Source organism: Nonomuraea polychroma (assembly GCF_004011505.1).
Classification (GTDB): Bacteria; Actinomycetota; Actinomycetes; order Streptosporangiales; family Streptosporangiaceae; genus Nonomuraea; species Nonomuraea polychroma.
Genome location: NZ_SAUN01000001.1, coordinates 81,953 through 105,113, shown reverse-complemented (window position 1 = coordinate 105,113; position 23,161 = coordinate 81,953). Strand labels below are relative to the sequence as shown.

At 66.8% G+C, this 23,161-nt stretch carries 18 protein-coding genes, 3 rRNA genes and 1 pseudogene; 7 read left to right on the top strand and 15 right to left on the bottom strand.

Annotation, left to right across the window (positions count from 1 at the left end; all coding sequences use genetic code 11):
• Positions 1-62: 62 nt before the first annotated feature.
• Positions 63-1,541 (top strand): phosphodiester glycosidase family protein, encoded by a 1,479-nt coding sequence (locus EDD27_RS00485; protein ID WP_127930543.1) that lies wholly within the window; start codon positions 63-65, stop codon positions 1,539-1,541.
• Positions 1,542-1,602: 61 nt separating this feature from the next.
• Here the strand turns inward: EDD27_RS00485 and EDD27_RS00480 are convergent, their stop codons facing one another.
• Positions 1,603-2,061: an Lrp/AsnC family transcriptional regulator gene (locus EDD27_RS00480; RefSeq protein ID WP_127930542.1), complete on the bottom strand. Its 459-nt coding sequence runs from the start codon at positions 2,059-2,061 to the stop codon at positions 1,603-1,605.
• 103 nt (positions 2,062-2,164) lie between these two features.
• Between EDD27_RS00480 and EDD27_RS00475 the strand changes: the two genes are divergently transcribed.
• Positions 2,165-2,797 carry a LysE family translocator gene (locus EDD27_RS00475; protein WP_127930541.1) on the top strand — a complete coding sequence of 211 codons (633 nt, stop codon included), beginning with the start codon at positions 2,165-2,167 and terminating at the stop codon, positions 2,795-2,797.
• A 58-nt stretch (positions 2,798-2,855) separates the two neighbouring features.
• Here EDD27_RS00475 and EDD27_RS00470 read toward each other — a convergent pair whose 3' ends face one another.
• Positions 2,856-3,914, bottom strand: a complete 1,059-nt coding sequence (locus EDD27_RS00470) for a hypothetical protein (protein ID WP_127930540.1) — start codon at positions 3,912-3,914, stop codon at positions 2,856-2,858.
• Between the two features lie 513 nt (positions 3,915-4,427).
• The gene (locus EDD27_RS00465) at positions 4,428-5,024 is read right to left on the bottom strand and encodes a TetR/AcrR family transcriptional regulator (protein ID WP_127930539.1); all 597 of its coding nucleotides are present in this window, start codon (positions 5,022-5,024) and stop codon (positions 4,428-4,430) included.
• Positions 5,025-5,089: 65 nt separating this feature from the next.
• On the opposite strand from EDD27_RS00465, the gene EDD27_RS00460 reads away from it, so the two are divergent.
• Together EDD27_RS00460 and EDD27_RS00455 are read left to right on the top strand one after the other, a co-directional pair.
• Positions 5,090-5,872, top strand: a complete 783-nt coding sequence (locus EDD27_RS00460) for an SDR family NAD(P)-dependent oxidoreductase (protein ID WP_164903399.1) — start codon at positions 5,090-5,092, stop codon at positions 5,870-5,872.
• A gap of 86 nt (positions 5,873-5,958) precedes the next feature.
• Positions 5,959-6,186 (top strand): annotated as a pseudogene (locus EDD27_RS00455) (IS1634 family transposase); the annotation flags it as partial.
• Between the two features lie 90 nt (positions 6,187-6,276).
• Here the strand turns inward: EDD27_RS00455 and rrf are convergent.
• The 3 genes from rrf to EDD27_RS00440 all read right to left on the bottom strand — a co-directional run bounded on the left by rrf (position 6,277) and on the right by EDD27_RS00440 (position 11,399).
• A 5S ribosomal RNA gene (gene rrf / locus EDD27_RS00450) occupies positions 6,277-6,393 on the bottom strand.
• Positions 6,394-6,474: 81 nt separating this feature from the next.
• A 23S ribosomal RNA gene (locus EDD27_RS00445) occupies positions 6,475-9,580 on the bottom strand.
• Positions 9,581-9,878: 298 nt separating this feature from the next.
• Positions 9,879-11,399: ribosomal RNA gene (locus EDD27_RS00440) — 16S ribosomal RNA — on the bottom strand.
• Together the 16S, 23S and 5S rRNA genes form the textbook arrangement of a ribosomal RNA operon.
• Positions 11,400-11,847: 448 nt before the next feature.
• Between EDD27_RS00440 and EDD27_RS00435 the strand changes: the two genes are divergently transcribed.
• On the top strand, positions 11,848-12,882 hold the full coding sequence (locus EDD27_RS00435) for an AI-2E family transporter (RefSeq protein WP_241563782.1): 1,035 nt from the start codon (positions 11,848-11,850) through the stop codon (positions 12,880-12,882).
• Here EDD27_RS00435 and EDD27_RS00430 read toward each other — a convergent pair.
• Together EDD27_RS00430 and EDD27_RS00425 are read right to left on the bottom strand one after the other, a co-directional pair.
• Positions 12,859-13,590: a helix-turn-helix transcriptional regulator gene (locus tag EDD27_RS00430; protein ID WP_127930537.1), complete on the bottom strand. Its 732-nt coding sequence runs from the start codon at positions 13,588-13,590 to the stop codon at positions 12,859-12,861. The two genes, EDD27_RS00435 and EDD27_RS00430, sit on opposite strands and share 24 nt — an antisense overlap.
• A gap of 33 nt (positions 13,591-13,623) precedes the next feature.
• Complete coding sequence (locus tag EDD27_RS00425) at positions 13,624-14,481, bottom strand: prenyltransferase/squalene oxidase repeat-containing protein (RefSeq protein WP_127930536.1); 858 nt, start codon at positions 14,479-14,481, stop codon at positions 13,624-13,626.
• Positions 14,482-14,561: 80 nt separating this feature from the next.
• On the opposite strand from EDD27_RS00425, the gene EDD27_RS00420 reads away from it, so the two are divergent.
• A complete protein-coding gene (locus EDD27_RS00420; RefSeq protein WP_127930535.1) occupies positions 14,562-14,975 on the top strand; it encodes a hypothetical protein in 414 nt (137 codons plus the stop codon).
• Between the two features lie 25 nt (positions 14,976-15,000).
• On the opposite strand, the gene EDD27_RS00415 is transcribed toward EDD27_RS00420, so the two are convergent.
• Genes EDD27_RS00415 through EDD27_RS00390 form a run of 6 tightly spaced genes read right to left on the bottom strand, consistent with a single transcriptional unit; the run spans position 15,001 to position 20,596 of the window.
• Entirely contained in the window at positions 15,001-16,197 is a 1,197-nt protein-coding gene (locus tag EDD27_RS00415; protein ID WP_127930534.1) for an ABC transporter permease, read from the bottom strand.
• Positions 16,194-16,883, bottom strand: coding sequence for an ABC transporter ATP-binding protein (locus EDD27_RS00410; protein WP_421914511.1), 690 nt, complete (start codon positions 16,881-16,883; stop codon positions 16,194-16,196). The genes EDD27_RS00415 and EDD27_RS00410 overlap by 4 nt, the downstream gene beginning before the upstream one ends.
• The gene (locus tag EDD27_RS00405; protein ID WP_206641178.1) at positions 16,880-17,977 is read right to left on the bottom strand and encodes a peptidoglycan-binding protein; all 1,098 of its coding nucleotides are present in this window, start codon (positions 17,975-17,977) and stop codon (positions 16,880-16,882) included. The genes EDD27_RS00410 and EDD27_RS00405 overlap by 4 nt, the downstream gene beginning before the upstream one ends.
• Complete coding sequence (locus tag EDD27_RS00400; RefSeq protein WP_127930533.1) at positions 17,974-18,492, bottom strand: hypothetical protein; 519 nt, start codon at positions 18,490-18,492, stop codon at positions 17,974-17,976. Before EDD27_RS00400 ends, EDD27_RS00405 begins: the two co-directional genes overlap by 4 nt.
• Positions 18,493-18,515: 23 nt before the next feature.
• Entirely contained in the window at positions 18,516-19,922 is a 1,407-nt protein-coding gene (locus EDD27_RS00395; protein WP_206641177.1) for a sensor histidine kinase, read from the bottom strand.
• On the bottom strand, positions 19,919-20,596 hold the full coding sequence (locus tag EDD27_RS00390) for a response regulator transcription factor (protein WP_127930532.1): 678 nt from the start codon (positions 20,594-20,596) through the stop codon (positions 19,919-19,921). Before EDD27_RS00390 ends, EDD27_RS00395 begins: the two co-directional genes overlap by 4 nt.
• A 245-nt stretch (positions 20,597-20,841) precedes the next feature.
• Here EDD27_RS00390 and erm point away from each other — a divergent pair, with 245 nt between their 5' ends.
• Entirely contained in the window at positions 20,842-21,666 is an 825-nt protein-coding gene (gene erm / locus EDD27_RS00385) for an ErmE/ErmH/ErmO/ErmR family 23S rRNA (adenine(2058)-N(6))-methyltransferase (protein ID WP_127930531.1), read from the top strand.
• On the opposite strand, the gene EDD27_RS00380 is transcribed toward erm, so the two are convergent.
• Entirely contained in the window at positions 21,655-23,046 is a 1,392-nt protein-coding gene (locus EDD27_RS00380) for a hypothetical protein (protein WP_127930530.1), read from the bottom strand. The genes erm and EDD27_RS00380 overlap by 12 nt on opposite strands.
• Between the last annotated feature and the right edge of the window lie 115 nt (positions 23,047-23,161).

Here is a 23,161-nt window from a genome sequence, read left to right as displayed (position 1 = left end):
TGCCCCGGCGACCTTGATCTCGCCACTATGGTGCGGTCCCTTTACTGCCCTCTGGAGAGTTCATGTCTCGACGCACCATCGCCGGCGGCCTGGCCATAGCCGCGGCGATCACTGTCACCACGCTGCCTGCCGCGTCCGTCGCGGCGGAGCAGGTGTCGGTGAAGTTCCCGTCGGCCAGGTTCCCGCTGGGCGCCAGGCCCGTGCCGACCAAGACGATGACCGCCGTGACGCAGGGCATCGACCTCTACGACGTGAAGGCCGGCACCTCCACCGACGGCTACACGCTGACCGTGCTGATGCCGAACGGCCGCGACTCGGGCCCGCTCCCGAACGCCGAGGCCAAGGTCGCCGAGGTGGAGGCCATCGGAGAGACCCCCGCCCTGCAGGAGGTCGTCCGGCCCGCCGTCGCCGACGCACCCGCCAAGACCGAGTACATGGTGCGGGTCGGCCTGTGGCCGCTCAAGGACAAGAAGAAGGCCGAGGAGGCGGCCAAGAAGTTCAAGGAAGCGGGCCTGAAGGTCAAGGTCGACTACCTCGGCGACGACGGGCTGAAGACCACCGGCCCGTGGAACGTCAAGGTCGTCATGATCGACGCCAGGACGTTCCGCGGCTCGTACGCCGCCTCGCTCGGCACCAGCGTCGCCAAGCGGGAGACGGTCTCGTCGATGGCCAAGGCCGCCAACGCGGTGGTCGGGCTCAACGGCGGGTTCTTCAACATCCACACCGCCAAGGAGCTGCGCGGCGAGCCCGTCGGCGCCTCCGTGGTCGGTGGCAGGCTGCTGAGCGAGGCCGTGCCCGGACGCTCCGCCGTGGTGCTCCAAGGCCGCACCGCGAAGATCACGGAGCTGCAGACGACGGTCATCGCGATCTCGCAGGACGGCGAGAAGGCCTCGATCAACGGGATCAACCGGGCCGCCGCGACGGACGAGCTGGTGCTGTACACGGAGGAGTACGGAGCCAAGACCCCCGCCGGCGGGACCGACGTCGTCATGGACGCGGGCGGCAAGGTCATCGGTGTGCGGGTCTCGGGCGCCGCGGTGGCCAAGGGCACGCGGGTGCTGCACGGCAACGGCGTGGCCGGCGAATGGCTCAACCAGCACGCCTGGCAGGACTGGACGGTCAAGGTCGACACCAAGGTCGTGGACCTGCGTACCAAGAAGGAGCTCAATCTGACCCCGGACCTGCACGTGGTCGCGGGCGGGGTCGGCCTCGTCAGGAACGGCAAGGTGACGATCACCGCCAAGCGGGACGGCCACGACTCGATGAACATGATCCTGCGCCGTCACCCGCGCACCCTGGTCGGCATCACCAGCAACGGCAGCCTGATCCTGGCCACCATCGACGGCCGCCAGCCCGGCATCACCGTGGGGGCGAACTTCCACGAGGCGGCTCAGTTCATGCGGTGGCTGGGCGCGCGGCAGGCCATCAACCTGGACGGGGGCGGGTCGACGGCGATGGTGGTCGGCAACAAGCTGGTCAACCGGCCGTCGGACGGGGCGGAGCGCGCCGTGGGCGACGCGCTGCTGGTCCTCCCGAAGTGATCTCGATCCTCCGGCGTTGATCTGGGGCCCGCGCGATCGTACGCGGGCCCCATCGCCGTCTTCATGGGGTTACGAGCAGCCCCGTGTCCGGTTTTATGGCCTTCATCGCCATATGTGAGGTCACCTGCGCCACGCCGGGGAGCCCGGAGAGCGCCTCGGAGTAGAACCGCTCGTAGGCGGCCAGATCCGCCACGGCCACCCGCAGCAGGAAGTCGGGGTCGCCGAACAGCCGATGCGCCTCCACGACCTCCGGCATGCCCGCCACCTGACGCTCGAACTCGGCCACCGTGTCGTGATCCTCATACCTCATGACCACCGTCACGAAGGCCTGGAATCCTCGCCCCACCGCGGCTCCGTTGAGCAGCGCCCGGTAGCCGCGGATGACACCGGACTCCTCGAGCTGCCGCACCCGGCGAAGGCACGGCGAGGGGGTGAGCCCCACCCGGTCGGCCAGCTCCGTGTTGCTGAGTCGCCCGTCCCGCTGCAGCTCCTGAAGGATCCTGCGATCAATCCGGTCCACAGCGCAATATTGTGCCACTCTGCCCATCGCAGCGGCATGAATCCACCATCGGGTGCCAATCCCTCTGAACTACCGTCGGAAGGGTCACAGGAGGTGGAACCGCGTGGATCCCCGTTTGCTGCTGCTCTTCCTGGGCATGGACGTGCTGCTGATCTTCACGCCGGGCCCGGACATGTTGTACGTGATGGCCCGCTCTCTCGGGCAAGGCCGCCGTACCGGGCTGACGGCGGTGGTCGGCATCTGCTGCGGCTACGCGGTGCACACGGTGCTGGCCGCGGCCGGGCTGGCGGCGGCGTTGCGGGCCGTACCGGCCGCCTTGCCCGCGATGCGTTACGCCGGCGCGGCATACCTCATCTTCCTGGCCGTCCGGACTCTGATGTCGCTGCGCCGTTCAGCGGGACGGCCCGGCATCAGCCCCGCTGTGGAACAGCCGGCGGGCGCGGTGCTGCGGCAGAGCATGCTCACGGCCCTGCTCAACCCGAAAGGGCTGCTGCTCTACCTGTCGCTGATGCCGCAGTTCATCTCGCCGGGCACAGGCGTGCCGCTGGCCGTGCAACTGACCGCGCTCGGGCTCTTGCATGTGGTGAACTGCGCGGCTCTCTACGGGCTGATCGCCGTGGCCACGGCACGAGCCAGCCGGGCCCTGACCGGCACGCCGAAGGCGGCCCGGCGCATCTCGGCCGTGTCAGGCACGATGTTGCTCGTGGTCGCAGCCGCCACGCTGGGCACCCACTAGCGCGGCCCGCCATCCCCGGCTAACGACGATGGCCCTGCGTCTGCCTGGTGGGGCGGCTCTACAGGCGCCGGTAGATGGCGACGTGCCGATCGAAGTCGCGTCCGGTCGATCCGGCCAGCCAAAGCTGGGAGGTGCCGGGGACGATGGTCAGCGCGGCCCTGCTCTCGGCCCACTCGAGGTCGGCCTCGAACGTCATGGCCTCGCGCGTCCAACTCCGCCCGTCGTAATGCCACAAGCTGACGCCGTGCCCGTCGCGCACGCCGGCCAGCCACACGTCGTTCGGGCCTGCCGCGGTGATGCCGGTCAGTCGGCCGCCTTCACCAGGCAGCGGGACCTCCTGCCAGACCGTGCCATTCCAGTGCAGGACTAACGGGGTGCCGTGCCCATCGTGGTCACAGGCCGTCCCGGTGCCGCGCTCGCCCACTGCCCACACGTTTGCCACGTCGATCTGGAGAATCTGGGTCAGCATGCCGGTGCCCAGTTCGGGCAGGCGCATCGGCTCCAGGGCAGCCGTCTGGGAAGTAGGGCGGTGCCACACCGCGGGCCGCGTCTGCTCACACGTGCCTGGCGACTGGCCCCCCGCGATCCATGTGCGACCTCCTCGGGCCGCCACGGACTCGAAGCGCTCGCCACGCTCGGACACGAGCCTCTGCAGGCGCTCGCCGTTCCAGCTCAGAAGCAGGGAGCGGTTGCCGCGCAGGGCGGTCAGTACGGCGCGCGGGCCGTCGATCGCGACGTCGGTGAACTGCTGGTCAGGCTTGCTGCCCAGCGGGGTGAGCGTGTGCCAGGCGATGCCGTCCCACCGCAGCGCGAAGGGCACGACATCGTTGACGAGGTAGGCGTTGCCGACGGCCCAGGCATAGCCTGTGCCGTGGGCGTCAACGGCCCTCATCGAGGTTTGCTCGGCGCGCGGGAAGCGCTTGTCCATCCGCTCCACGGCCCGCCACCCACGAAGGCCGACCCGCACCAGCACGCCGTCGAGGGGCTCATCCTCGACCTCTGCGTAGTGGTAGCCGACGGCCCACCCGTCATCGCGGCCGGTCGCCACCACGTCCGTCACGGACTTGGCCAGTTGCACGCCATCGGGCTCGATGCGGTCCCACCTGGCGACCGGCACCTGGCCATCTTGCGCCGGCCGATCTCCAGGGGTGGCGATGGGCGGCCTGGGCCCGGACGTACACGCCACGAGCATGACCAAGCAGACGAGCCGTGCCCCGATGATCTTCATAGCACGGGTATCATCCCACAACGCAGAAAGGGCCTCGACACACGTGTCGGGGCCCTCCCTATAAAGATTGTCCGGCGGTGACCTACTCTCCCACACCCTCCCGAGTGCAGTACCATCGGCGCTCCTGACTTGGCTCACGTTCAAGATCAATTCCGAGTCGTAGGTCGCTGGCCTCGGGATTCGCCGTCGAGGATGGCGAAAAGTGCGCACTAAACCGGCGGCATCTCTACCCTGTAGGCCGTGTCTCCGTACGTGCGGACAGTGAAAACGGCCTCAGGTGCGCAGGAGGTGCTGTGACCTGCAACGTAGCTTGACCAGGAACCTGCAACATTATTTGGCCGTACACGTCACGGATAGTGATGTTCAGCTGAAGGCCGCGGGCAGGTGTGGATCGTCTTCATGTCAGCACTCCCGCATCGCGGCGCGGGTCTGCGCAGTGGACATGGGCGGCACCGGCAGGGGCCGGGCGGCGGCGAGGCGCAGGCCGTCCAGGGCGAGGGCGAGGTGCCGTCGCCAGGCTCCCGGCGCCACTTTGGACGTGGCCCTGACGGTCGCCGCCACACCCCAGACCACGAACGCCATGTCGGCGAGTGTGACGTCGCCCCGCAAGTCCCCGGATTGCTGGGCGCGTTCGAGGATCTCTCCCATCAGGCCGAATCCGCGATCCCCGTCCACCGCCACCGTCCGCGCGGCGAGGTCGTTGTAGCCGAGGTCAGCCGCCTGCAGTTCGCACACGCCGGTCAGGAACGCGACGAACCCCTCCCAGGCGTCGTCCATCGCCAGCGCCTGCTCGGTCAGTTCGGCCACGGTCGCCGCACGATCTGCGAACACTGCCTCCACCAGGGCGTCGCGTGTGGGGAAGCGGTTGTAGAGCGTCCCGATGCTGACACCGGCCGAGCGTGCGATCTCCTCAAGCGGTACGTCGAGCCCCCGGTCCGCGAACAGCTCCCGGGCCGCTCGCAGGAGGCGCTCGCGGTTGTGCACGGCGTCCTTGCGCATGCCCGGAATCCTAGTTGAGGCCTATCTCAAGTTGAGGAGGACCTCAAGTTATGGCCCGTACTATCGTGATCACTGGCGGCACGAACGGCATTGGCAAAGCCCTCGCCCGCCACTACGCCGAGCTCGGCGATCAGGTCGTGGCCGTGGGCAGCAGCGAAGAGGGCGGGCGACGCCTGCGCGAGGAGGTGCCGAAGGCCCACTTCGTCAGGGCTGACCTCAGCTCCCTGCGCCAGACCCGCGACCTGGTGGAACGACTCAGCACCGAGCACCCCGTGATCGACGCGCTGGTGCTCGCCGCGTTCCGGTTCAACGCGGTACGAGTGGAGACCGATGAGGGTTTGGAGCACACCTTCGCTCTCTACGTGATCAACCGCTGGCTCATGGCTGAAGGACTGCGCGATCCGTTGGAGAATGCACCGATACCGGTGATCATCAACCTGTGCGGCGCCGGTCAAGGCGGCAAGATCCACTGGGACGACCTCCAGATGAAGGACAAATACCGGGGGCTGGCCGCAACCATGCAGGGAGCCGCGGCCAGCGAACTGCTGGGGACGGCCTACTTCTCTGAACGGACGAAGTACGTGCTGTACAACCCGGTGTTCGTGGCGACCGGCTTGCACGAGCCCTTCAAGCAGCCGCTGCGCGGCCTCGTACGGGTGGCGTCGGCGGTATTCGCCCAACCGGTGGCCAAGGCCGTGCCGCCGCTAGCCGCACTCATCGACCATCCGCCGGCCAAGCCACTCACGACCTGGAAGAAAGGCAAGCCCATCGATCTTGCCGTGGACCGGAACGAGGCGCGGCGTTTCGAGGAAACCATCCGCACTGTGACCCAGTCCGCCCTCCCATAAAACCCCGGGGGCGAGATGCTGCCACGGGATGCCGGCTGCCCTTTCCCGGCGTACATGGCACGCACTCTCGAACGATCCCGACCCGACGCGAATCCATCGACGCCCACCTGACCATCGTGTTCGCCGCCCTGGCCGTCAGCCGATGGATCGAACACCGGACCGGCTGGTCGATCAAGAAGTTCGTCCGCACCGTACGCCGCTACCGCACCGTCCGCGTCCGGGCCCGCCGCCACCTCCTCATCGCAGCCGACCCCCTGTCCGCCGACCTACGCGACGCGCTCAACCAGATCCACCGGCACGAGGGTGCGCACTAAATTGAGCCAACTCGGGTCATAGCACGGGTATCATCCCACAACGCAAGAAAGGGCCCCGACCAAATGGTCGGAGCCCCTTCTATAAAGATTGTCCGGCGGTGACCTACTCTCCCACACCCTCCCGAGTGCAGTACCATCGGCGCTGGGAAGCTTAACTTCCGGGTTCGGAATGTAACCGGGTGTTTCCTTCCCGCCATAACCGCCGTAACCCTGAGAAACAACACAGTCGTTTGCTGTCTCAGAATCACATAATGGACGCGAGCAACGACTTCCAGAAAAGTCTGCTTTGTGGTCAAGTCCTCGGCCTATTAGTACCGGTCAGCTCCACACGTTACCGCGCTTCCACCTCCGGCCTATCAACCCGGTCGTCTACCGGGAGCCTTACCCCTTCACAGGGAGGGAGACCTCATCTCAAGGCGAGCTTCCCGCTTAGATGCTTTCAGCGGTTATCCCTTCCGAACGTAGCCAACCAGCCGTGCATCTGGCGATACAACTGGCACACCAGAGGTTCGTCCGTCCCGGTCCTCTCGTACTAGGGACAGCCCCTTTCAAGTCTCCTGCGCGCGCAGCGGATAGGGACCGAACTGTCTCGCGACGTTCTAAACCCAGCTCGCGTACCGCTTTAATGGGCGAACAGCCCAACCCTTGGGACCTACTCCAGCCCCAGGATGCGACGAGCCGACATCGAGGTGCCAAACCATCCCGTCGATATGGACTCTTGGGGAAGATCAGCCTGTTATCCCCGGGGTACCTTTTAGCCGTTGAGCGACACCGCTTCCACATGCCGATGCCGGATCACTAGTCCCAGCTTTCGCTCCTGCTCGACCCGTCAGTCTCACAGTCAAGCTCCCTTGTGCACTTACACTCGACACCTGATTGCCAACCAGGCTGAGGGAACCTTTGGGCGCCTCCGTTACCCTTTAGGAGGCAACCGCCCCAGTTAAACTACCCACCAGACACTGTCCCCGATCCGGATCACGGACCAGGGTTAGACGTTCAAAACGACCAGAGTGGTATTTCACCAATGACTCCACCCGAACTAGCGTCCGAGCTTCCCAGTCTCCCACCTATCCTACACAAGACGCTCCAAACGCCAATGTCAAGCTGTAGTGAAGGTCCCGGGGTCTTTCCGTCCTGCTGCGCGTAACGAGCATCTTTACTCGTAGTGCAATTTCGCCGGGTCTGTGGTTGAGACAGCGGGGAAGTCGTTACGCCATTCGTGCAGGTCGGAACTTACCCGACAAGGAATTTCGCTACCTTAGGATGGTTATAGTTACCACCGCCGTTTACCGGCGCTTAAGTTCTCACCTTCGCCAACCGAAGCTGGCTAAGCGGTCCCCTTAACGTTCCGGCACCGGGCAGGCGTCAGTCCGTATACATCGTCTTACGACTTCGCACGGACCTGTGTTTTTAGTAAACAGTCGCTTCCCCCTGGCCACTGCGACCCCCACCAGCTCACAGAGCTAGCCTGATCACCAGCAGAGGTCCCCCTTCTCCCGAAGTTACGGGGGCAATTTGCCGAGTTCCTTAACCACAGTTCACCCGATCGCCTTAGTATTCTCTACCTGACCACCTGAGTCGGTTTAGGGTACGGGCCGCCACAACACTCGCTAGAGGCTTTTCTCGGCAGCATAGGATCATCCACTTCACCACAATCGGCTCGGCATCACATCTCACCCTCAACGTGTTGCGGATTTGCCTACAACACGGGCTACATGCTTACCCCAGGACAACCATCGCCTGGGCTGGACTACCTTCCTGCGTCACCCCATCGCTTACCTACTACCCCATCAGGCCGAGCGTTCAGCCTCACACCAGTCCCGAAGGACCAGCGGACTTAAGGACTCTTAGTATCAAGGGGTTCGATATGGGCGCGTTGAAGCGGGTACGGGAATATCAACCCGTTGTCCATCGACTACGCCTGTCGGCCTCGCCTTAGGTCCCGACTTACCCTGGGCGGATTAGCCTGCCCCAGGAACCCTTGGTCATCCGGCGCGAGGGTTTCTCACCCTCGATTCGCTACTCATGCCTGCATTCTCACTCGCACAGCCTCCACAACTAGATCACTCTGCTGCTTCGCCGGCTGCACGACGCTCCCCTACCCACCCAGACCGCATAGGTCTGAGTGCCACGACTTCGGCGGTGTGCTTGAGCCCCGCTACATTGTCGGCGCGGAATCACTTGACCAGTGAGCTATTACGCACTCTTTCAAGGGTGGCTGCTTCTAAGCCAACCTCCTGGTTGTCTCTGCGACTCCACATCCTTTCCCACTTAGCACACGCTTAGGGGCCTTAGTCGGTGATCTGGGCTGTTTCCCTCTCGACTACGAACCTTATCGCCCGCAGTCTCACTGCCACGCTCTCACTTACCGGCATTCGGAGTTTGGCTGACGTCAGTAACCTTGTCGGGCCCATCGGCCATCCAGTGCTCTACCTCCGGCAAGAAACACGCAACGCTGCACCTAAATGCATTTCGGGGAGAACCAGCTATCACGGAGTTTGATTGGCCTTTCACCCCTACACACAGATCATCCCCCAGGTTTTCAACCCTGGTGGGTTCGGTCCTCCACCCAGTCTTACCTGAGCTTCAACCTGCCCATGCGTAGATCACTCCGCTTCGGGTCTACAGCATGCGACTCAAACGCCCTCTTCAGACTCGCTTTCGCTACGGCTACCCCACACGGGTTAACCTCGCCACACACCATAACTCGCAGGCTCATTCTTCAAAAGGCACGCAGTCACATCACAGCCGTCCCGAAGAACGGCTAAGCTCCTACGGCTTGTAGGCACACGGTTTCAGGTACTATTTCACGACCCCTCACCGGGGCACTTTTCACCTTTCCCTCACGGTACTCGTGCACTATCGGTCATCAGGGAGTATTTAGGCTTACCAGGTGGTCCTGGCAGATTCACACAGGATTTCTCGGGCCCCGTGCTACTTGGGATCCCCTCCAGCAGTCGACAAGGTTTCGCCTACCCGGCTCTCACGGTCTACGGCAGCCCTTCCCAGAGCTTTCAACTACCCCATCGATTTATCACTGCCCGGAGCAGCGGCAGCCACTCCAAGAAGGTCCCACAACCCCGAACGTGCAACGCCTGCCGGCTATCACACACGCCCGGTTTAGCCTCATCCGCTTTCGCTCACCACTACTCACGGAATCACTCTTGTTTTCTCTTCCTACGGGTACTGAGATGTTTCACTTCCCCGCGTTACCACCAACCGCCCTATACATTCAGGCGGAGGCAACACCACATGACTGGTGCTAGGTTTCCCCATTCGGACATCCCCGGATCAACGTCTGGTTGGCGACTCCCCGAGGCTTAACGCAGCCTCCCACGTCCTTCATCGGCTCCTGATGCCAAGGCATCCACCGTGTGCCCTAAAAAACTTGGCCACAAAGATGCTCGCGTCCACTATGCAAATCTCAAACAACAAACAGCAACCGGATCCCAGCCCGCAACGCGAGCTGTTCACCGGTCCTGTGTCCGAAGAAGACGAGCCATGCCCGTTCCTTCAGGACCCAACAGTGTGTCCAACCGGCACGCACTCCCGCAATCCCCGTTCCCACTCCGCTGTCACCAGCGGCGGTACTAACGGACAGGCAATGCATCCCTGCTGAGTAGCCAGTGCTCCACTAGTGAGCTGTCACGCGTCCCGGGCGTTCGCCGAGACCGCGTGAAAATGCTCCTTAGAAAGGAGGTGATCCAGCCGCACCTTCCGGTACGGCTACCTTGTTACGACTTCGTCCCAATCGCCAGCCCCACCTTCGACCGCTCCCCCCCTTACGGGTTGGGCCACGGGCTTCGGGTGTTGCCGACTTTCGTGACGTGACGGGCGGTGTGTACAAGGCCCGGGAACGTATTCACCGCAGCGTTGCTGATCTGCGATTACTAGCGACTCCGACTTCATGGGGTCGAGTTGCAGACCCCAATCCGAACTGAGACCGGCTTTTAGGGATTCGCTCCACCTCACGGTATCGCAACCCTCTGTACCGGCCATTGTAGCATGTTTGCAGCCCAAGACATAAGGGGCATGATGACTTGACGTCATCCCCACCTTCCTCCGAGTTGACCCCGGCAGTCCCCCATGAGTCCCCACCACCCCCGAAGAGGCGTGCTGGCAACATGGAGCAAGGGTTGCGCTCGTTGCGGGACTTAACCCAACATCTCACGACACGAGCTGACGACAGCCATGCACCACCTGTCACCCAGTCCGAAGAAGGATCTATCTCTAGACCTGTCCGGGTGATGTCAAACCTTGGTAAGGTTCTTCGCGTTGCGTCGAATTAAGCAACATGCTCCGCCGCTTGTGCGGGCCCCCGTCAATTCCTTTGAGTTTTAGCCTTGCGGCCGTACTCCCCAGGCGGGGCGCTTAATGCGTTAGCTCCGGCACGGAGATCGTGGAAGACCCCCACACCTAGCGCCCAACGTTTACAGCGTGGACTACCAGGGTATCTAATCCTGTTCGCTCCCCACGCTTTCGCTCCTCAGCGTCAGGTAAGGCCCAGCAAGCCGCCTTCGCCACCGGTGTTCCTCCTGATATCTGCGCATTTCACCGCTACACCAGGAATTCCACTTGCCCCTGCCTACCTCTAGCCGGCCCGTATCCACCGCAGACCCGCAGTTAAGCTGCGGGCTTTCACGGCAGACGCGACCAGCCACCTACGAGCTCTTTACGCCCAATAATTCCGGACAACGCTTGCGCCCTACGTATTACCGCGGCTGCTGGCACGTAGTTAGCCGGCGCTTCTTCTGCAGGTACACGTCAACTTCGTCCCTGCTGAAAGAGGTTTACAACCCGAAGGCCGTCATCCCCCACGCGGCGTCGCTGCGTCAGGCTTCCGCCCATTGCGCAATATTCCCCACTGCTGCCTCCCGTAGGAGTCTGGGCCGTGTCTCAGTCCCAGTGTGGCCGGTCGCCCTCTCAGGCCGGCTACCCGTCGTCGCCTTGGTAGGCCACTACCCCACCAACAAGCTGATAGGCCGCGAGCCCATCCCCAACCGAAAAACTTTCCACCACCATCCGATGCCGAAGGCGGTCATATCCGGTATTAGACCCAGTTTCCCGGGCTTATCCCAGAGTCAGGGGCAGGTTGCTCACGTGTTACTCACCCGTTCGCCGCTCGAGTACCCCGAAGGGCCTTTCCGCTCGACTTGCATGTGTTAAGCACGCCGCCAGCGTTCGTCCTGAGCCAGGATCAAACTCTCCAAACAATGTCTGTCCGGATGAATCATCCAAGCAAAACCGTCAAATATGACGGGGTCATACATGTGATGCACATGCACTGGCTTTTAACACACTGTTGAGTTCTCAAGAAACGGACGCGTTTTCCAGCGCTTCGTTTCGGTCTTGCGTCTTGCGTTATGTCTTAATTCTTTCAGCCGCCCGAATCCCTGTCAAATTGACCGGACTCGCGAGAACTGCGGGAATTAAGTCGCGCCCCGTTTCCGGGACAACCCCTCTAACTTACCAGCCCGTTCGAGTGGACGCGCACGCCCACCGGAGCGGAGAAGTCTGGAGGTCGTCCCCGAAGTGAGGCCGGCGATCATGCCGCCCTCGTGGGACTGAAGAACTGTATGTGCGCCTCCTGGAACCGTCAAATCGGCGGTTCCACCCTCCCACACCCGGGCATTCACTGTGAGTAATCGCAAGGGAGCGCATGTGAACACTCTGCCCAGGGCACTCGTCATCCTGGTGGGCATCGCCGGCGCCGTCATCGCTCTGTACGGCATCCGGGAGGTCGCCTCGATCGCCGGCCCCGTCGTGCTGGCCCTCGTCCTCGTCATCGCCGTCGCCCCGGTGCGCGGCTGGCTCCACGCCAAGGGACTGCCCGTCTGGCTGCAGGTCGCGGTGCCGTTCCTCGTCGTCCTGCTGGTCCTGCTGAGCATGGTGGGGATCCTGACCATCTCGGTCACGCAGCTGACGTCGTTGCTGCCGACGTACGCCAGCGAGTTCGAGCAGTTGCTCGCCGCCGCGCAGCAGTGGGCCGCCACGTACGGGCTGGGCACCGACGTGCTCGAGCGGGCGCTGGAGGCGTTCGATCCGAGCAGGTTGTTCGAGCTGGCGCAGGGCCTGCTCGGGAGTTTGATCGGCGTGCTCTCGGCGAGCTTTCTCGTGGTGGTGCTGTTGCTGGCCATGTGTCTCGACGCGCCGGTGACGGCCAGGATTCTCACCGCAGGGGAAGAGAGGAGACCCCAATTGGTGAGGGCGCTCGCCACATGCGCGCGCAAGACGCGGCGCTATCTCATCGTCTCCACGATCTTCGGGCTCCTGACCGCGGCTCTCGACGTGCTCGCGCTCTCGCTGCTCGGCGTGCCGTTGCCGCTGCTGTGGGGGTTTCTCGCGCTCATCGCCAACTACATCCCGAACATCGGATTCGTCATCGCCTTGTTGCCGCCCACGATGCTGGCGCTGCTGGACGGCGGCGTGCGGACCATGGTGCTCGTCATCATCGCCTACAGCGTCATCAACGTCGTCACCCAATCGTTCATCCTGCCGAAGTTCCTGGGTGACGCGGTCGGGCTCACGACGACGATGACGTTCCTCTCGCTGCTCGTGTGGACTTTCGTGCTGGGGCCGCTGGGCGCCATCCTGGCCATCCCGTTGAGCCTGCTCGCCCGGGCGCTCCTGATCGACAGCGATCCGAGCGCCACGTGGGCGCAGGCGCTCGTGTCAGGCAGGCTCCCGGACAGGTGAGACCAGCCGGCCCATCGGCACCCCGCTCAGCCGTTTGACGTCGTGCGACAGGTGGGACTGGTCGGTGTAGCCGCTCGTGGCGGCGACCTCGGCGAGCGGCATGCCGGCGCGGGCGAGCCGCAGCGCGCGCTGGAAGCGGACGATACGCTGCAGGGTCTTGGGCGCGTAGCCGAAGGCGGCCACGGTGCGCCGGTGCAGCTGGCGGTCGCTGAAGCCGAGGTCCCAGGCCACCTCGGTCACCGTGCGCCCGGCCATGAGGGTCCTGGCGATGGTGGGAGCGGCGGGGTCGGCGGCGTCGGATCGGGTCAGGCGCCGCTTGACGGCCGCGCGCATGGCCTCCAGGCGCCGCTCGGGCCGCGAAAGCTCCGGGGCACCGGACCCGTCGATCTGCAGGTCAGGCAGGCCGGGCACACCGGGCAGGGCGGACAGCGGGACACGTTGGTCGCGCAGCTCCGGGATGGGGACGCCGAAGACGTCGCCGGCCACGCCAGGCTTGAACCGGATGCCGACGAACGTGTCGCCTGCCGCCATGGGGGTGGGCATGGGTCCCGTGTCGGGTCCGGCCACGAACAGGCCCTCAGGGCCCCAGATGAGGTCGACGCAGGCGTCGGGCACCACGAGGTGGGTGGTGTCCGACTCGCTGACCTGATGCCACACGCAGGCGACACGTCCGGCGAGGTCCGGGCCGGGAGGCCGTTCCTCGTACATGCCTCCAACGTACGCCACCCCACCGACAGAACCTCAGGCGGTGGGCAGCCTCCCGTACGCACGCAGCGTCTTGAGCTTCCCGACGGTGATGTAGCCGCCCCATTCGTGCTCCACCAGCGGTGTCCACATCGGCCAGTTGCCGTTCCAGCCGCCGTCGTCGGACTGCGCCGCGAGCAGCGCGTCGAGGTGGGTTTCCAGGACCTCCTGGGTGAAGAGTGGGAGCCGCAGCGGCTCGGCGGCGAAGTCGAGCGGGAAGTGCGCCTCCCCCTTCTCGTCCGGGTCGAGCGCGACCGTCGCCAGGATGGCCTGACGCAGCCGGGCGAACTCGGCCTCTGCCCGTTCCCGGTCCGGGACCAGGTCGAGAAAGGTCACGATGGCGCGGGCCTCGTACGGGCTGGTCTCCTGCACCGCGCCGATCCGCGACCAGCAGAAGTCGGTGGCCGTGGCCAGCCAGGGGTGCGAGATCGCGTGCTTGTGGAGGAGCCCGGCCAGTGACGCCGTCGGGATGAGGTTGCCTGGCGGATCGTCGTCGGTCTGCCACCAGGGGCCGCGTGGGTCGTCCCGTACGGAGGGCAGGACGAACGGCACTCCGCCGTCCGCCGCCGTGATGCTCGCCAGGTAGTCACAGGCGGCGGGGACCATGGGCGAGTCGAAGGCGTCGAGCTCGTCCAGGATCCAGAACGCGACCTCGACCGGCTCGGGCTGGCTGCCCGCGCCCCGCAGGTCGGGCTCCAGCGCGTGCCCGAAGCCGCCGTCGGGGTTCTGGTAGCAGCGCAGCACGTCCAGCACCCGCTCCCGGGAGCCGCCTCGGAACAGCGCCTCGAAGCGCAACCGGTCGATCAGCCTGCCGTGCAGCTGGAGATGCTTCTCTGCCCGGTCGAGCACGTCCATGAGTTGCGATCCTTCCCCGTTGGTTCTTCTCCGTGACGTTACCCACGCCGCCCGCGGGCTTTCTTGTAAGAATCGGACGCATGGACGAGCGGCGGCGATGGGACATTGACGAGCGGTTCACCGGCGTGAGCGACGCGGCGGCGATGTTGCCCGCCGTGCGGCAGCTCGAGGAGATGATGGGCGGCGATGGGTGGGTCGCGGAGGACCCGGAGTCGCACCTGCTGCCCCACCTGCGGCGCGTGCCGGGCTGGGAGATCCTGGGCGAGCGGCTGCTCGATGACGGGTTCTACGAGGTGCGGGCCCGTCCCGAGGAGGAGCTGGAGGGAATCGGCGTCATGCGGGCGGTGATCAGGTTGTTGTCCGTGGTGGCGGAGCCCTCCTTCCTGGTACGTCAGGCCGGCGGCGACGTCTACGACTGCGTGACCGGGGTGATGCCCGGCGACGGGATGTTCGCGTCGCACGGGCATCTGATCAGGGTCATCGTCACGAAATAGGTCACGAGGTAGGTCACGAGGTAGGTCACGGAGTGGCCAGCGCCTCGGTCGGCGACATCCTGGCGGCGCGTACCGCCGGATAGAAGCCCGCGATCCCGCCGATGACGAGCGTGGCGAGCACGCCGCCGACCATCGCCCACACGGGCACGATCGCCGGCCAGCCCTGCAGGCCCGCGTACGCCGCGGTCACTCCGATGCCGAGCAGCACGCCGCCGACGCCGCCGATGGCCGACAGCAGCAGCGACTCGGCCAGGAACTGCAGCCTGATCTGCCCCCTGGTCGCGCCCAGCGAGCGGCGCAGGCCGATCTCGGCGCGGCGCTCCAGGACGGAGATGACCATCGTGTTGGCCACGCCCACACCGCCGACCAGCAGCGCGACGCCGCCGAGGCCGAGCAGGAGCGCGTTGAGGGTGGCGTCGGTGGCCTGCTTGGCGGCCAGGACGTCGGACGGCCTGGAGACCTCGACCTCGTTCGGCTTCTCGGGGTTGGCGGTGGCGCCGAGCACGTCGCGGACCGCGACGACGTGTTCTTCCTGCGCTCTGGCGTAGATCGTGGTGGCGTACCCGTCGAAGTCCAGCCGCTCCTCCGCGACCGGCCAGCCGACGAGGGCGGCCGTGTCGAGCTCGGGCGCCAGCGGCGCGGGGGCGAGCACGCCGACGACGGTGAACCACTGGCCGCTCAGCCACACCCGCTGGTCGGGGCCCGCCTGGACGACGCCGAGCCGGTCGGCGGCCTTGGCGCCGAGCACGGTGGCCGGGTAACGGTGGGTGGCCGCGTTCAGCCAGGCGCCGCTGACCACGGTGGCGCCCGTGTCCTGGAGCAGGTCGAGCCGGGCGGCGGTGACGGAGATGCTGCCGGTCTCGGCGGCGGGGATATGGTCGTTGCGGTAGACCTTGGCGGGCGTCGTGCCGGTCGCGGTGACCGACGTGACGGGGGCGATCTGCCCGATCATGTCCTCGGCTTCGGCGGGCAGGTGAGACGCCTCGCCGAACAGGGTCTGCCCCGGAGACACGGTGAGCAGGTTCGTGCCGAGCGCTTCCAGCTGCCGGTTGAGGTCCTCCTGGCTGGAGGCGGAGATGCCGACGACGCCGAGCATGGCGGCGATGCCGATGGCGATGCCCAGCGCGGACAGGAACACCCGCAGCGGTCTGGCCCGCAGTCCCGCCCCGCCGACCCGGACCACGTCACGCGGCCGCATGGGGCGTGTGGTCAGCACCGTCATGTGCGTGCCTCCTCCAGGAGCCCGGTGCGTGCCTCCGGCACGACGCGGCCGTCGAGCATCGCGACCTGCCTGGGCAGGGAGGCGGCGATGTCGCGGTCGTGGGTGATGATGACCACCGTGGTGCCGGCCGCGTGCAGCTCGCGCAGCAGCTGCATCACGCCGGCCCCGGAGCGGGAGTCGAGGTTGCCGGTCGGCTCGTCGGCCAGCAACAACGTGGGGTCGCCGACGACGGCGCGGGCGATGGCCACGCGCTGCCGTTCACCACCGGACAACTCGTGCGGGCGGTGGCCGAGGCGGTGCCCGAGCCCGACGCGTTCCAACGCGTCGTACGCGCGCAGCCGCCGCTCGCGCAGCGACGGCCCCGCGTACAGCAGGCCGTCGGCCACGTTGTCCAGGGCAGGCACGCCTGCGGCGAGGTGGAACTGCTGGAAGACGAAGCCGATGACGTTCGCGCGCAGGGCGGACAGCTGTTTGTCGGTGAGGGTGCTCACGTCGTGCCCGGAGATGCGGACGGTGCCGGCGGTCGGGCGGTCGAGGGTGCCGATCATGTTGAGCATGGTGGACTTGCCCGAGCCGGACGGCCCGACGATGCCGACCAGCTCGCCCTCATGGATGTCCATCGAGACCTCGTGGAGCGCGGCGACGTCGCCGTACAGCTTGCTGACGCCGCGCAGTTCGACGATCACTTGGGCACCGCCACGGTCATGCCCTCGTCCACGCCGGTGACCTCGACCTTGCCGTCGGCGAACATGCCGGTCTCGACCGGGACGTAGCGGGTGGCCGAGCCCTCCACGACCTGCACGCCGTAACCGCCCTCGGCCAGCGCGACCAGCGCTCCCACGGGCACCGCCAGGACGTTCTCGCGCTGGTCGGACACGATGGTGACGTCCACGGGCGCGGCGTCGAACGACTTCTTCAGCCCGCTCACGGACACCGAGACCTCGACCGTGGTGCTCGTGTCGTTGCCGGTGCCGGTCTCGGTGGCCACCTTGCCGACGCTCGCGATCTTCCCGTTCACGGTGCTGCCGTCGGGCAGCTCGACGGTGGCCTTCATGCCCTTCTTCACCAGGTGCTCGTCGGCCACGTCGAGGTTGACGAGCACCTCGCGGGTGGTGCCGGTGGCGGTGAGCACGGGGCCGCTCGCGGTGTCGCCGAGTGCCTTCTTGAGGTCGGCGACGCGGAGCGGGCCGTCGGCCACCACGACGTCGCCGGGCTGGACCTTGCCGGTGACGTCGTGGCCGAGGTCCTCCTGCCAGTCCTCGACCGCCTCCCTGGTGGCCCACGTGAACTCGTCGTCCACGTCGAATCCCTCGTAGCCGAGCTTGTCGAGGTTGCGTTCGAGCAGCTCGACGTCTCGGCCCGTGACGCCGTCCTCCAAGGTGCGGTAGAGGGGCATGTCGCCGTACAGGAGGGGGCGGCGGTCGGCGTCCACGCTGTAGACGCCGCGGCCTCGGGTGATGGTGGAGCCCTCGCCGGGCAGCCAGGTGATCGTGCCCTGGGACTTGGCGGCGACGGTGATGCTCTCGCCGTAGCCGAGGCTTCCGTCGACGGTCTTGGTCTCGGTGAGGGTCGTACGGGTCACCGCGGCGGTGGCGGGAGGCGTGCGACCGGCCGCGGCCGTACCGGAGCCGTTGCCGCCGAAGCCCACGGCGGCGGCCGCAACGGCGGCGGCGAGCAGCGCGGCCCCGCCCGTCCACGCCAGGACCCGCACCGGGCTGCGACGCCGCATCGGAGGCAGGGCGCGGGCGGCTCGTTCGCTCTTGTGCTGCGTCTGGGTCACTGGGTCGCTCCCATTCTCGGGAACGTGTCCTGGCAGGCCTCGAACGCCTTCTTGAACTGTGGGTCGTTGCGATCGAAGTTGCGGCCGCCGCCCAGGGTGCCGTCGGGGTTGGGGTCCGGCATGTCGACGCCGTTCTCGCGCATGCATTGGGCGAACTTGCGCATCTGCTCGACCTCCTCCGGGTCGAGCTGCCTGTGCTGCTCCAGGAACGGGGCGGAGGAGCGGCAGGCCTCGGCGGCCTCCCTGACCTTGTTCTGGTCGATGTTCTCGTCGGTCAGGTTGAGGCCGCCGCCGCCGTTGGGATCGGGGTCTTCCATGGGGACGCCGTGCTCGCGCATGCACTGGGCGAACTTCCTGCCCTGCTCCTGCGGGTCGGCGGTGGCCGTGGCCGTGGCGCTCGCCGAAGGCGGGGAGGAGCTGCGGGATGCGGAGGCGACTCCGGTGCCGCTCGGCGGATTGCCGCAGCCGGCCGCCAGTGCGGCGAGCAGGGCTGTCGCGATGAGTGTCCGTCTCATGCTCCGAATGTGCCGAGCACGCTTCAATGCGGGCTGGGAGTCGCCTCGGAGTCAGGTAGGAGCACGCGGAAGGTGGCTCCTTCGCCTGGAGCGGTGTCGAGCTCGACGCGTCCGCCGTGCGCGCGCACGATGGCGGAGACAATGGCCAGGCCCAGTCCCGCGCCGCCGTCGGCTCTGGATCTCCCCCCGCTGATCCTGTAGAGGCGGTCGAACAGGTGCGGCACATGATCGGGCGGGATGCCGGGCCCGGTGTCGGCGACCTCCAGCACGGCCATGTCGTGCGACCTGCCGACCTTGACGGTGATGGCGGCCTCGGGCGGCGTGTGGCACAGCGCGTTGCCGACGAGGTTCGCGGCCACCTGGCGCAGGCGCGCCTCGTCACCCACGACCGACACGGGCGCCAGCGGGCCGTCCAGCCCGGCCAGTCTGACCTGTCGGTCCGGTACGCGGACGCGGGCGTCCCTGATCGTGTCGGCGGCCACTTCGAGCAGGTCGACGGGGTGCCGGTCGAGCGGGCGTTCCTCGTCGAGCTGGGCCAGGGTGAGCAGGTCGTTGACCAGCACACCCATCCTCGCGGCCTCGTCCTCGATCCTGCGCATCGCCTCGTCGGCGTCGCCGCCGCCCCTGCGGTGCAGCTCGGCGAAGCCGCGTACGGAGGTGAGCGGGGTGCGCAGCTCGTGGGAGGCGTCGGCGAGGAAACGCCGCATGCGGGCCTCGGAGTCGGTCCTGGCGGCGATCTCGGACTCCAGCCGGTCGAGCATGACGTTCATGGCGCCGGCCAGGCGGCCGGGCTCGGTGTGCGGGTCGTGGGCGTGGACGCGGCGGGAGAAGTCGCCGCGGGCGATGTGCCCGGCGGTGGTCTCCATCCTGGTGAGGGGGCGCAGGCCGAGGCGTACCACGGCGTCGGCGGCCAGCCCGAGCAGGAGCAGGACCAGCGCGCTCACCGCGACGGCGATGGCGATGGCCGCGGTCTGGGTCTGCTCCAGCTCCGACAGCGGCTGGGCGACCACCAGGACGCCGCCCGTGGGGAGCTCGGCGGCACGGATCCGCCAGGACGGGCCGGATGTGCCGGGAACGGTGTAGGCGACATCGGTCCTGATCTCGCCGATGACAGGGGCGGGCTGGCCGGGATCGGAGGTCGTGAACTGCAGCGTGCCGTCGGCGTTGTAGACCATGATCTGCTGGAGGGCGGCACCCCGCCTGCTGAGCAGGGTGAAAAGGTCGCTTCCCACTGTCCGCTGCGTGAACGCCTGGATGTTCCTGGCGGTGAAGCCCTGGGTGAACTGGGCGAGCTGGGTGTCCACGCGGCCCATCAGGTTGTCGCGCAGCAGCATGACGCCGACGACGTTGGAGAGCACGAGTGCGACCGTGGTGAGACCGAGGATGGCCATGACCAGCCGGGTGCGCAACGTCCAGGTGGCGGGCCTCATCGCGGGGTCCTCAGCGTGTAACCGACACCGCGCACGGTGTGGATGAGCTGCGGCTCCCACTTGTCGATCTTCTTGCGCAGGTAGTAGACGTACGACTCGACGATGCTGGAGTCGCCGTCGAAGTCGTAGCGCCAGACGCTGTCGAGGATCTGCGCCTTGCTCACCACCCGGCCCGCGTTGGTCAGCAGGTATTCGAGGAGGTTGAACTCGGTGGGCGACAACTCCACCGGCACCCCGGCCCGGCGTACCTCATGGGCCTGCGGGTCCAGCTCCAGGTCGGCGTAGCGCAGGATGTCGTCGCGGGGGACGGTGCGGCTGCGCCGCAGGATGGCGCGGATGCGCAGCACCACCTCCTCCAGGCTGAACGGCTTGGCCACGTAGTCGTCGGCGCCCAGCGTGAGCCCCTGCACGCGGTCCTCGACCTGGTCGCGGGCGGTCAGGAACAACACGGGAATGCGCTCGCCGAGCCTCCTGGCGACCTCGAACCCGTCGAAGTCCTCCAGCATCACGTCGAGCACCACGATGTCGGGCTGGAACTCCCTGGCGGCCGTCACCGCCTCCGCACCCGTCTCCGCGGTCCTCACCTCGAACGAGACCAGTCGCAGTGTCTGCGAGAGCAGGGCGCGGATGTTGGGCTCGTCGTCGACGACGAGCACCCTGGCCGGTCGGTCCATGGTTAAAGGTCTACCCGAGCCAGTTCAATGCCAGCTCAAAGCGGAAATTGCGTTGCCTGCCCGAACGGGCGCCTCCTACAGTGACCGGCATGACATGCATGTTCGCCTGCACGATGTTCATTCGCATTCGCCGCGGCCGGGCTCTGGCCCGCTAGCGGACGCGATCATCCGAGGCTGAGCGTCCGCACGCGCGCCCAGGGCCCTTCGAGACCCGTTGACTCTCGAGGACCCGAAAGGGCAGTGCTGTGGCGCAGAATTTCGCGCACGGAAACTATTCACACACCCAGAAGAAGGCCAGGAACGGTGGTGGCGGCCGCACGCCCAGAGACCGGGCGCGGCGCACGCTCTCGCAGAATTTCCTGGTCGACAGGCATGCCGTCGAACTGATGGTCAAGGCGGCCGCGCCCGAAGGGCTCGTACTGGAGCCGGGCGCGGGGGAAGGGGCGCTCACCTTGGCGCTGGCCGAGGCGGGCGCCAGGGTCGTCGGCTACGAGATCGATCCCCTGCTGGCCGGGAAGCTGGCCGCGCGGGCCCGCCGCGATCCCCGGATCGACGTGGTCAGGGGCGACTTCACGGCCGCGCGGGCGCCGCGCGAGCCGTTCGCGGTGGTCGGCAACATCCCGTATTCGGTGACGTCGAAGATCGTGGACTGGTGTCTGCGGGCGCCGGCCATGACGTCGGCGACCTTGCTCACGCAGCGGGAGTACGCCCGCAAGCGCACCGGCGACTACGGCCGCTGGAGCCTGGTCACGGTGGAGTCGTGGCCGTGGTTCAGCTGGCGGCTCGGCGACACGATCGGCAGGGAGAGCTTCCGGCCCGTGCCGGCGGTCGACTCGGCGATCCTGCGCATCCTGCGGCGGCCGGAGCCGCTCGTCCGCGGCCGCCGCTCCTACCAGGAGCTGGTGGAGCTGGGGTTCGGCGGCGTCGGCGGGTCGGTGCGGGCCTCGCTGAAGACCCGCTTTCAGGGGGTGGACGCCGCGCTGGCGGCCGCGGGCGTGGCCCGCGACGCCGTCGTGGGCCACGTGCACCCCGACCAGTGGATCATGCTGTGGGAGCGGCTATGCCGCTGAGATGATCCTGGCCTTCTCCGTGGTCTCCACGGCGGGAGCCAGGTCCGGGGCCGGTGCGACGCGCCGGCCCCACGGCATGGCCAGGAGCAGGACCGGCAGCAGCACGATCGACGCCCGCGACCAGTCCTGGTGCAGATACCACCACGTGGTCACGTCGAACTGCGTCATGTAGAGGTAGCCGTAGCCGGCCCAGAGTGAGACGCCGATGATGGCCGGCCAGGCGAACCTGGTGGGCCGGGCGACCAGGAACGGCATGAACCACAGCAGGTATTGGGCGCCCAGCCGGGGCGTCACCACCATGAAGATCAGCAGGATGGCCGTCGTCAGGTCGATCGGGTCGGCCCGCCGCCAGACGATGAGCACCGCGATGACGCACGCGTAGATGAGGTTGGTGCCGAAGGAGGCCAGCTCCGGGATCAGCGCCCAGTCGCCGCCGGTGAACCACGGCGTCCAGCCCCATTCGCCGATGATCGGCCGGATGTCCTGGATGGTGTGGATGACCGCCGGGATCTGGTCGAGCGACGTGCCCGCGAAGACCGGCAGCGTGACCAGGAAGAAGATCGGCACCAGGCCGGTGGTGAACAGGGCGGCGACCCGGGAGCGCAGGTTGGGCAGGAGCAGCAGCATGCCGGGGATCAGCCAGATCGGCCAGCTCTTCGCGCACAACGCCAGGCCCATGAGCAATCCGGCCAGCGCGCCGCGCTTGAGGTTGGCCAGGTCGTCAGCACCGGGCAGGAGGGCGCGGTGCAGCATGCCGCCGCGGCCGATCACGCGCGGGATCGAGGCTCGCATGCCGTACGCCGCCAGGCCGCGGCGCACCTTGGCGACCACGTCGGTGGTCATGCCGGGACGCTCGGGGTCACCGGGGCCACGGGCGACGACGAACGCGGCCACGCCGAACACGAGCGCGACCGGCTCGACCTGGCCGTGGACGCAGGCGATGAGCAGGGCGAGCGGGTTGAGCGCGTACTGCAGGGCGCGCAGCGAGGCCTTGGGGCCGCCGGCCAGCTTGGCCACAAGCGGGATGAGCGCGATGTCCGCGACGACCGTGACCAGGCGCCCCGCGTATTCCCACGGGATGCCGAGCCACAGCAGGATGCCGTAGACGTAGGGGATGGTCGGCAGGAAGTGCCAGCCGCCCTCGCTGGCCAGCACCGGGTCCTCGCCCCGCAGCACGGCCTCGCCCGCGGGCTTGAAGCTCTCCACGAAGTCGACGGGCTGCCATGAATCGATCGCCGAGGTGTACATGATGAGCACCCGCACGGCCACGCCGACGGCGATGGCGACGATGAGCGGGGGCCGCCAATCGCGCCATTGGGCGATGAGAGCGAGCATGACACCGGTGACGAGGACTATCCCCGTGAGGACTGCGTAATCCATGGCGAGATCTAGCCTGCCGCATCCATCCAGGTGCCGCCACCTGGGGTTCCGATTCTTATCCCCGACATGCCGACACGTATCGCGATACGGCATCACTCTATGTGTTCAACTTTTT

Coding starts and splice junctions, on each gene's coding strand:
- EDD27_RS00485 (WP_127930543.1), top strand. CDS start 63: ATGTCTCGACGCACCATCGCCGGCGGCCTGGCCATAGCCGCGGCGATC.
- EDD27_RS00380 (WP_127930530.1), bottom strand. CDS start 23,046: ATGGATTACGCAGTCCTCACGGGGATAGTCCTCGTCACCGGTGTCATG.
- EDD27_RS00395 (WP_206641177.1), bottom strand. CDS start 19,922: ATGAGGCCCGCCACCTGGACGTTGCGCACCCGGCTGGTCATGGCCATC.
- EDD27_RS00390 (WP_127930532.1), bottom strand. CDS start 20,596: ATGGACCGACCGGCCAGGGTGCTCGTCGTCGACGACGAGCCCAACATC.
- EDD27_RS00425 (WP_127930536.1), bottom strand. CDS start 14,481: ATGGACGTGCTCGACCGGGCAGAGAAGCATCTCCAGCTGCACGGCAGG.
- EDD27_RS00415 (WP_127930534.1), bottom strand. CDS start 16,197: ATGACGGTGCTGACCACACGCCCCATGCGGCCGCGTGACGTGGTCCGG.
- EDD27_RS00465 (WP_127930539.1), bottom strand. CDS start 5,024: ATGCGCAAGGACGCCGTGCACAACCGCGAGCGCCTCCTGCGAGCGGCC.
- EDD27_RS00430 (WP_127930537.1), bottom strand. CDS start 13,590: ATGTACGAGGAACGGCCTCCCGGCCCGGACCTCGCCGGACGTGTCGCC.
- EDD27_RS00400 (WP_127930533.1), bottom strand. CDS start 18,492: ATGAGACGGACACTCATCGCGACAGCCCTGCTCGCCGCACTGGCGGCC.
- EDD27_RS00420 (WP_127930535.1), top strand. CDS start 14,562: ATGGACGAGCGGCGGCGATGGGACATTGACGAGCGGTTCACCGGCGTG.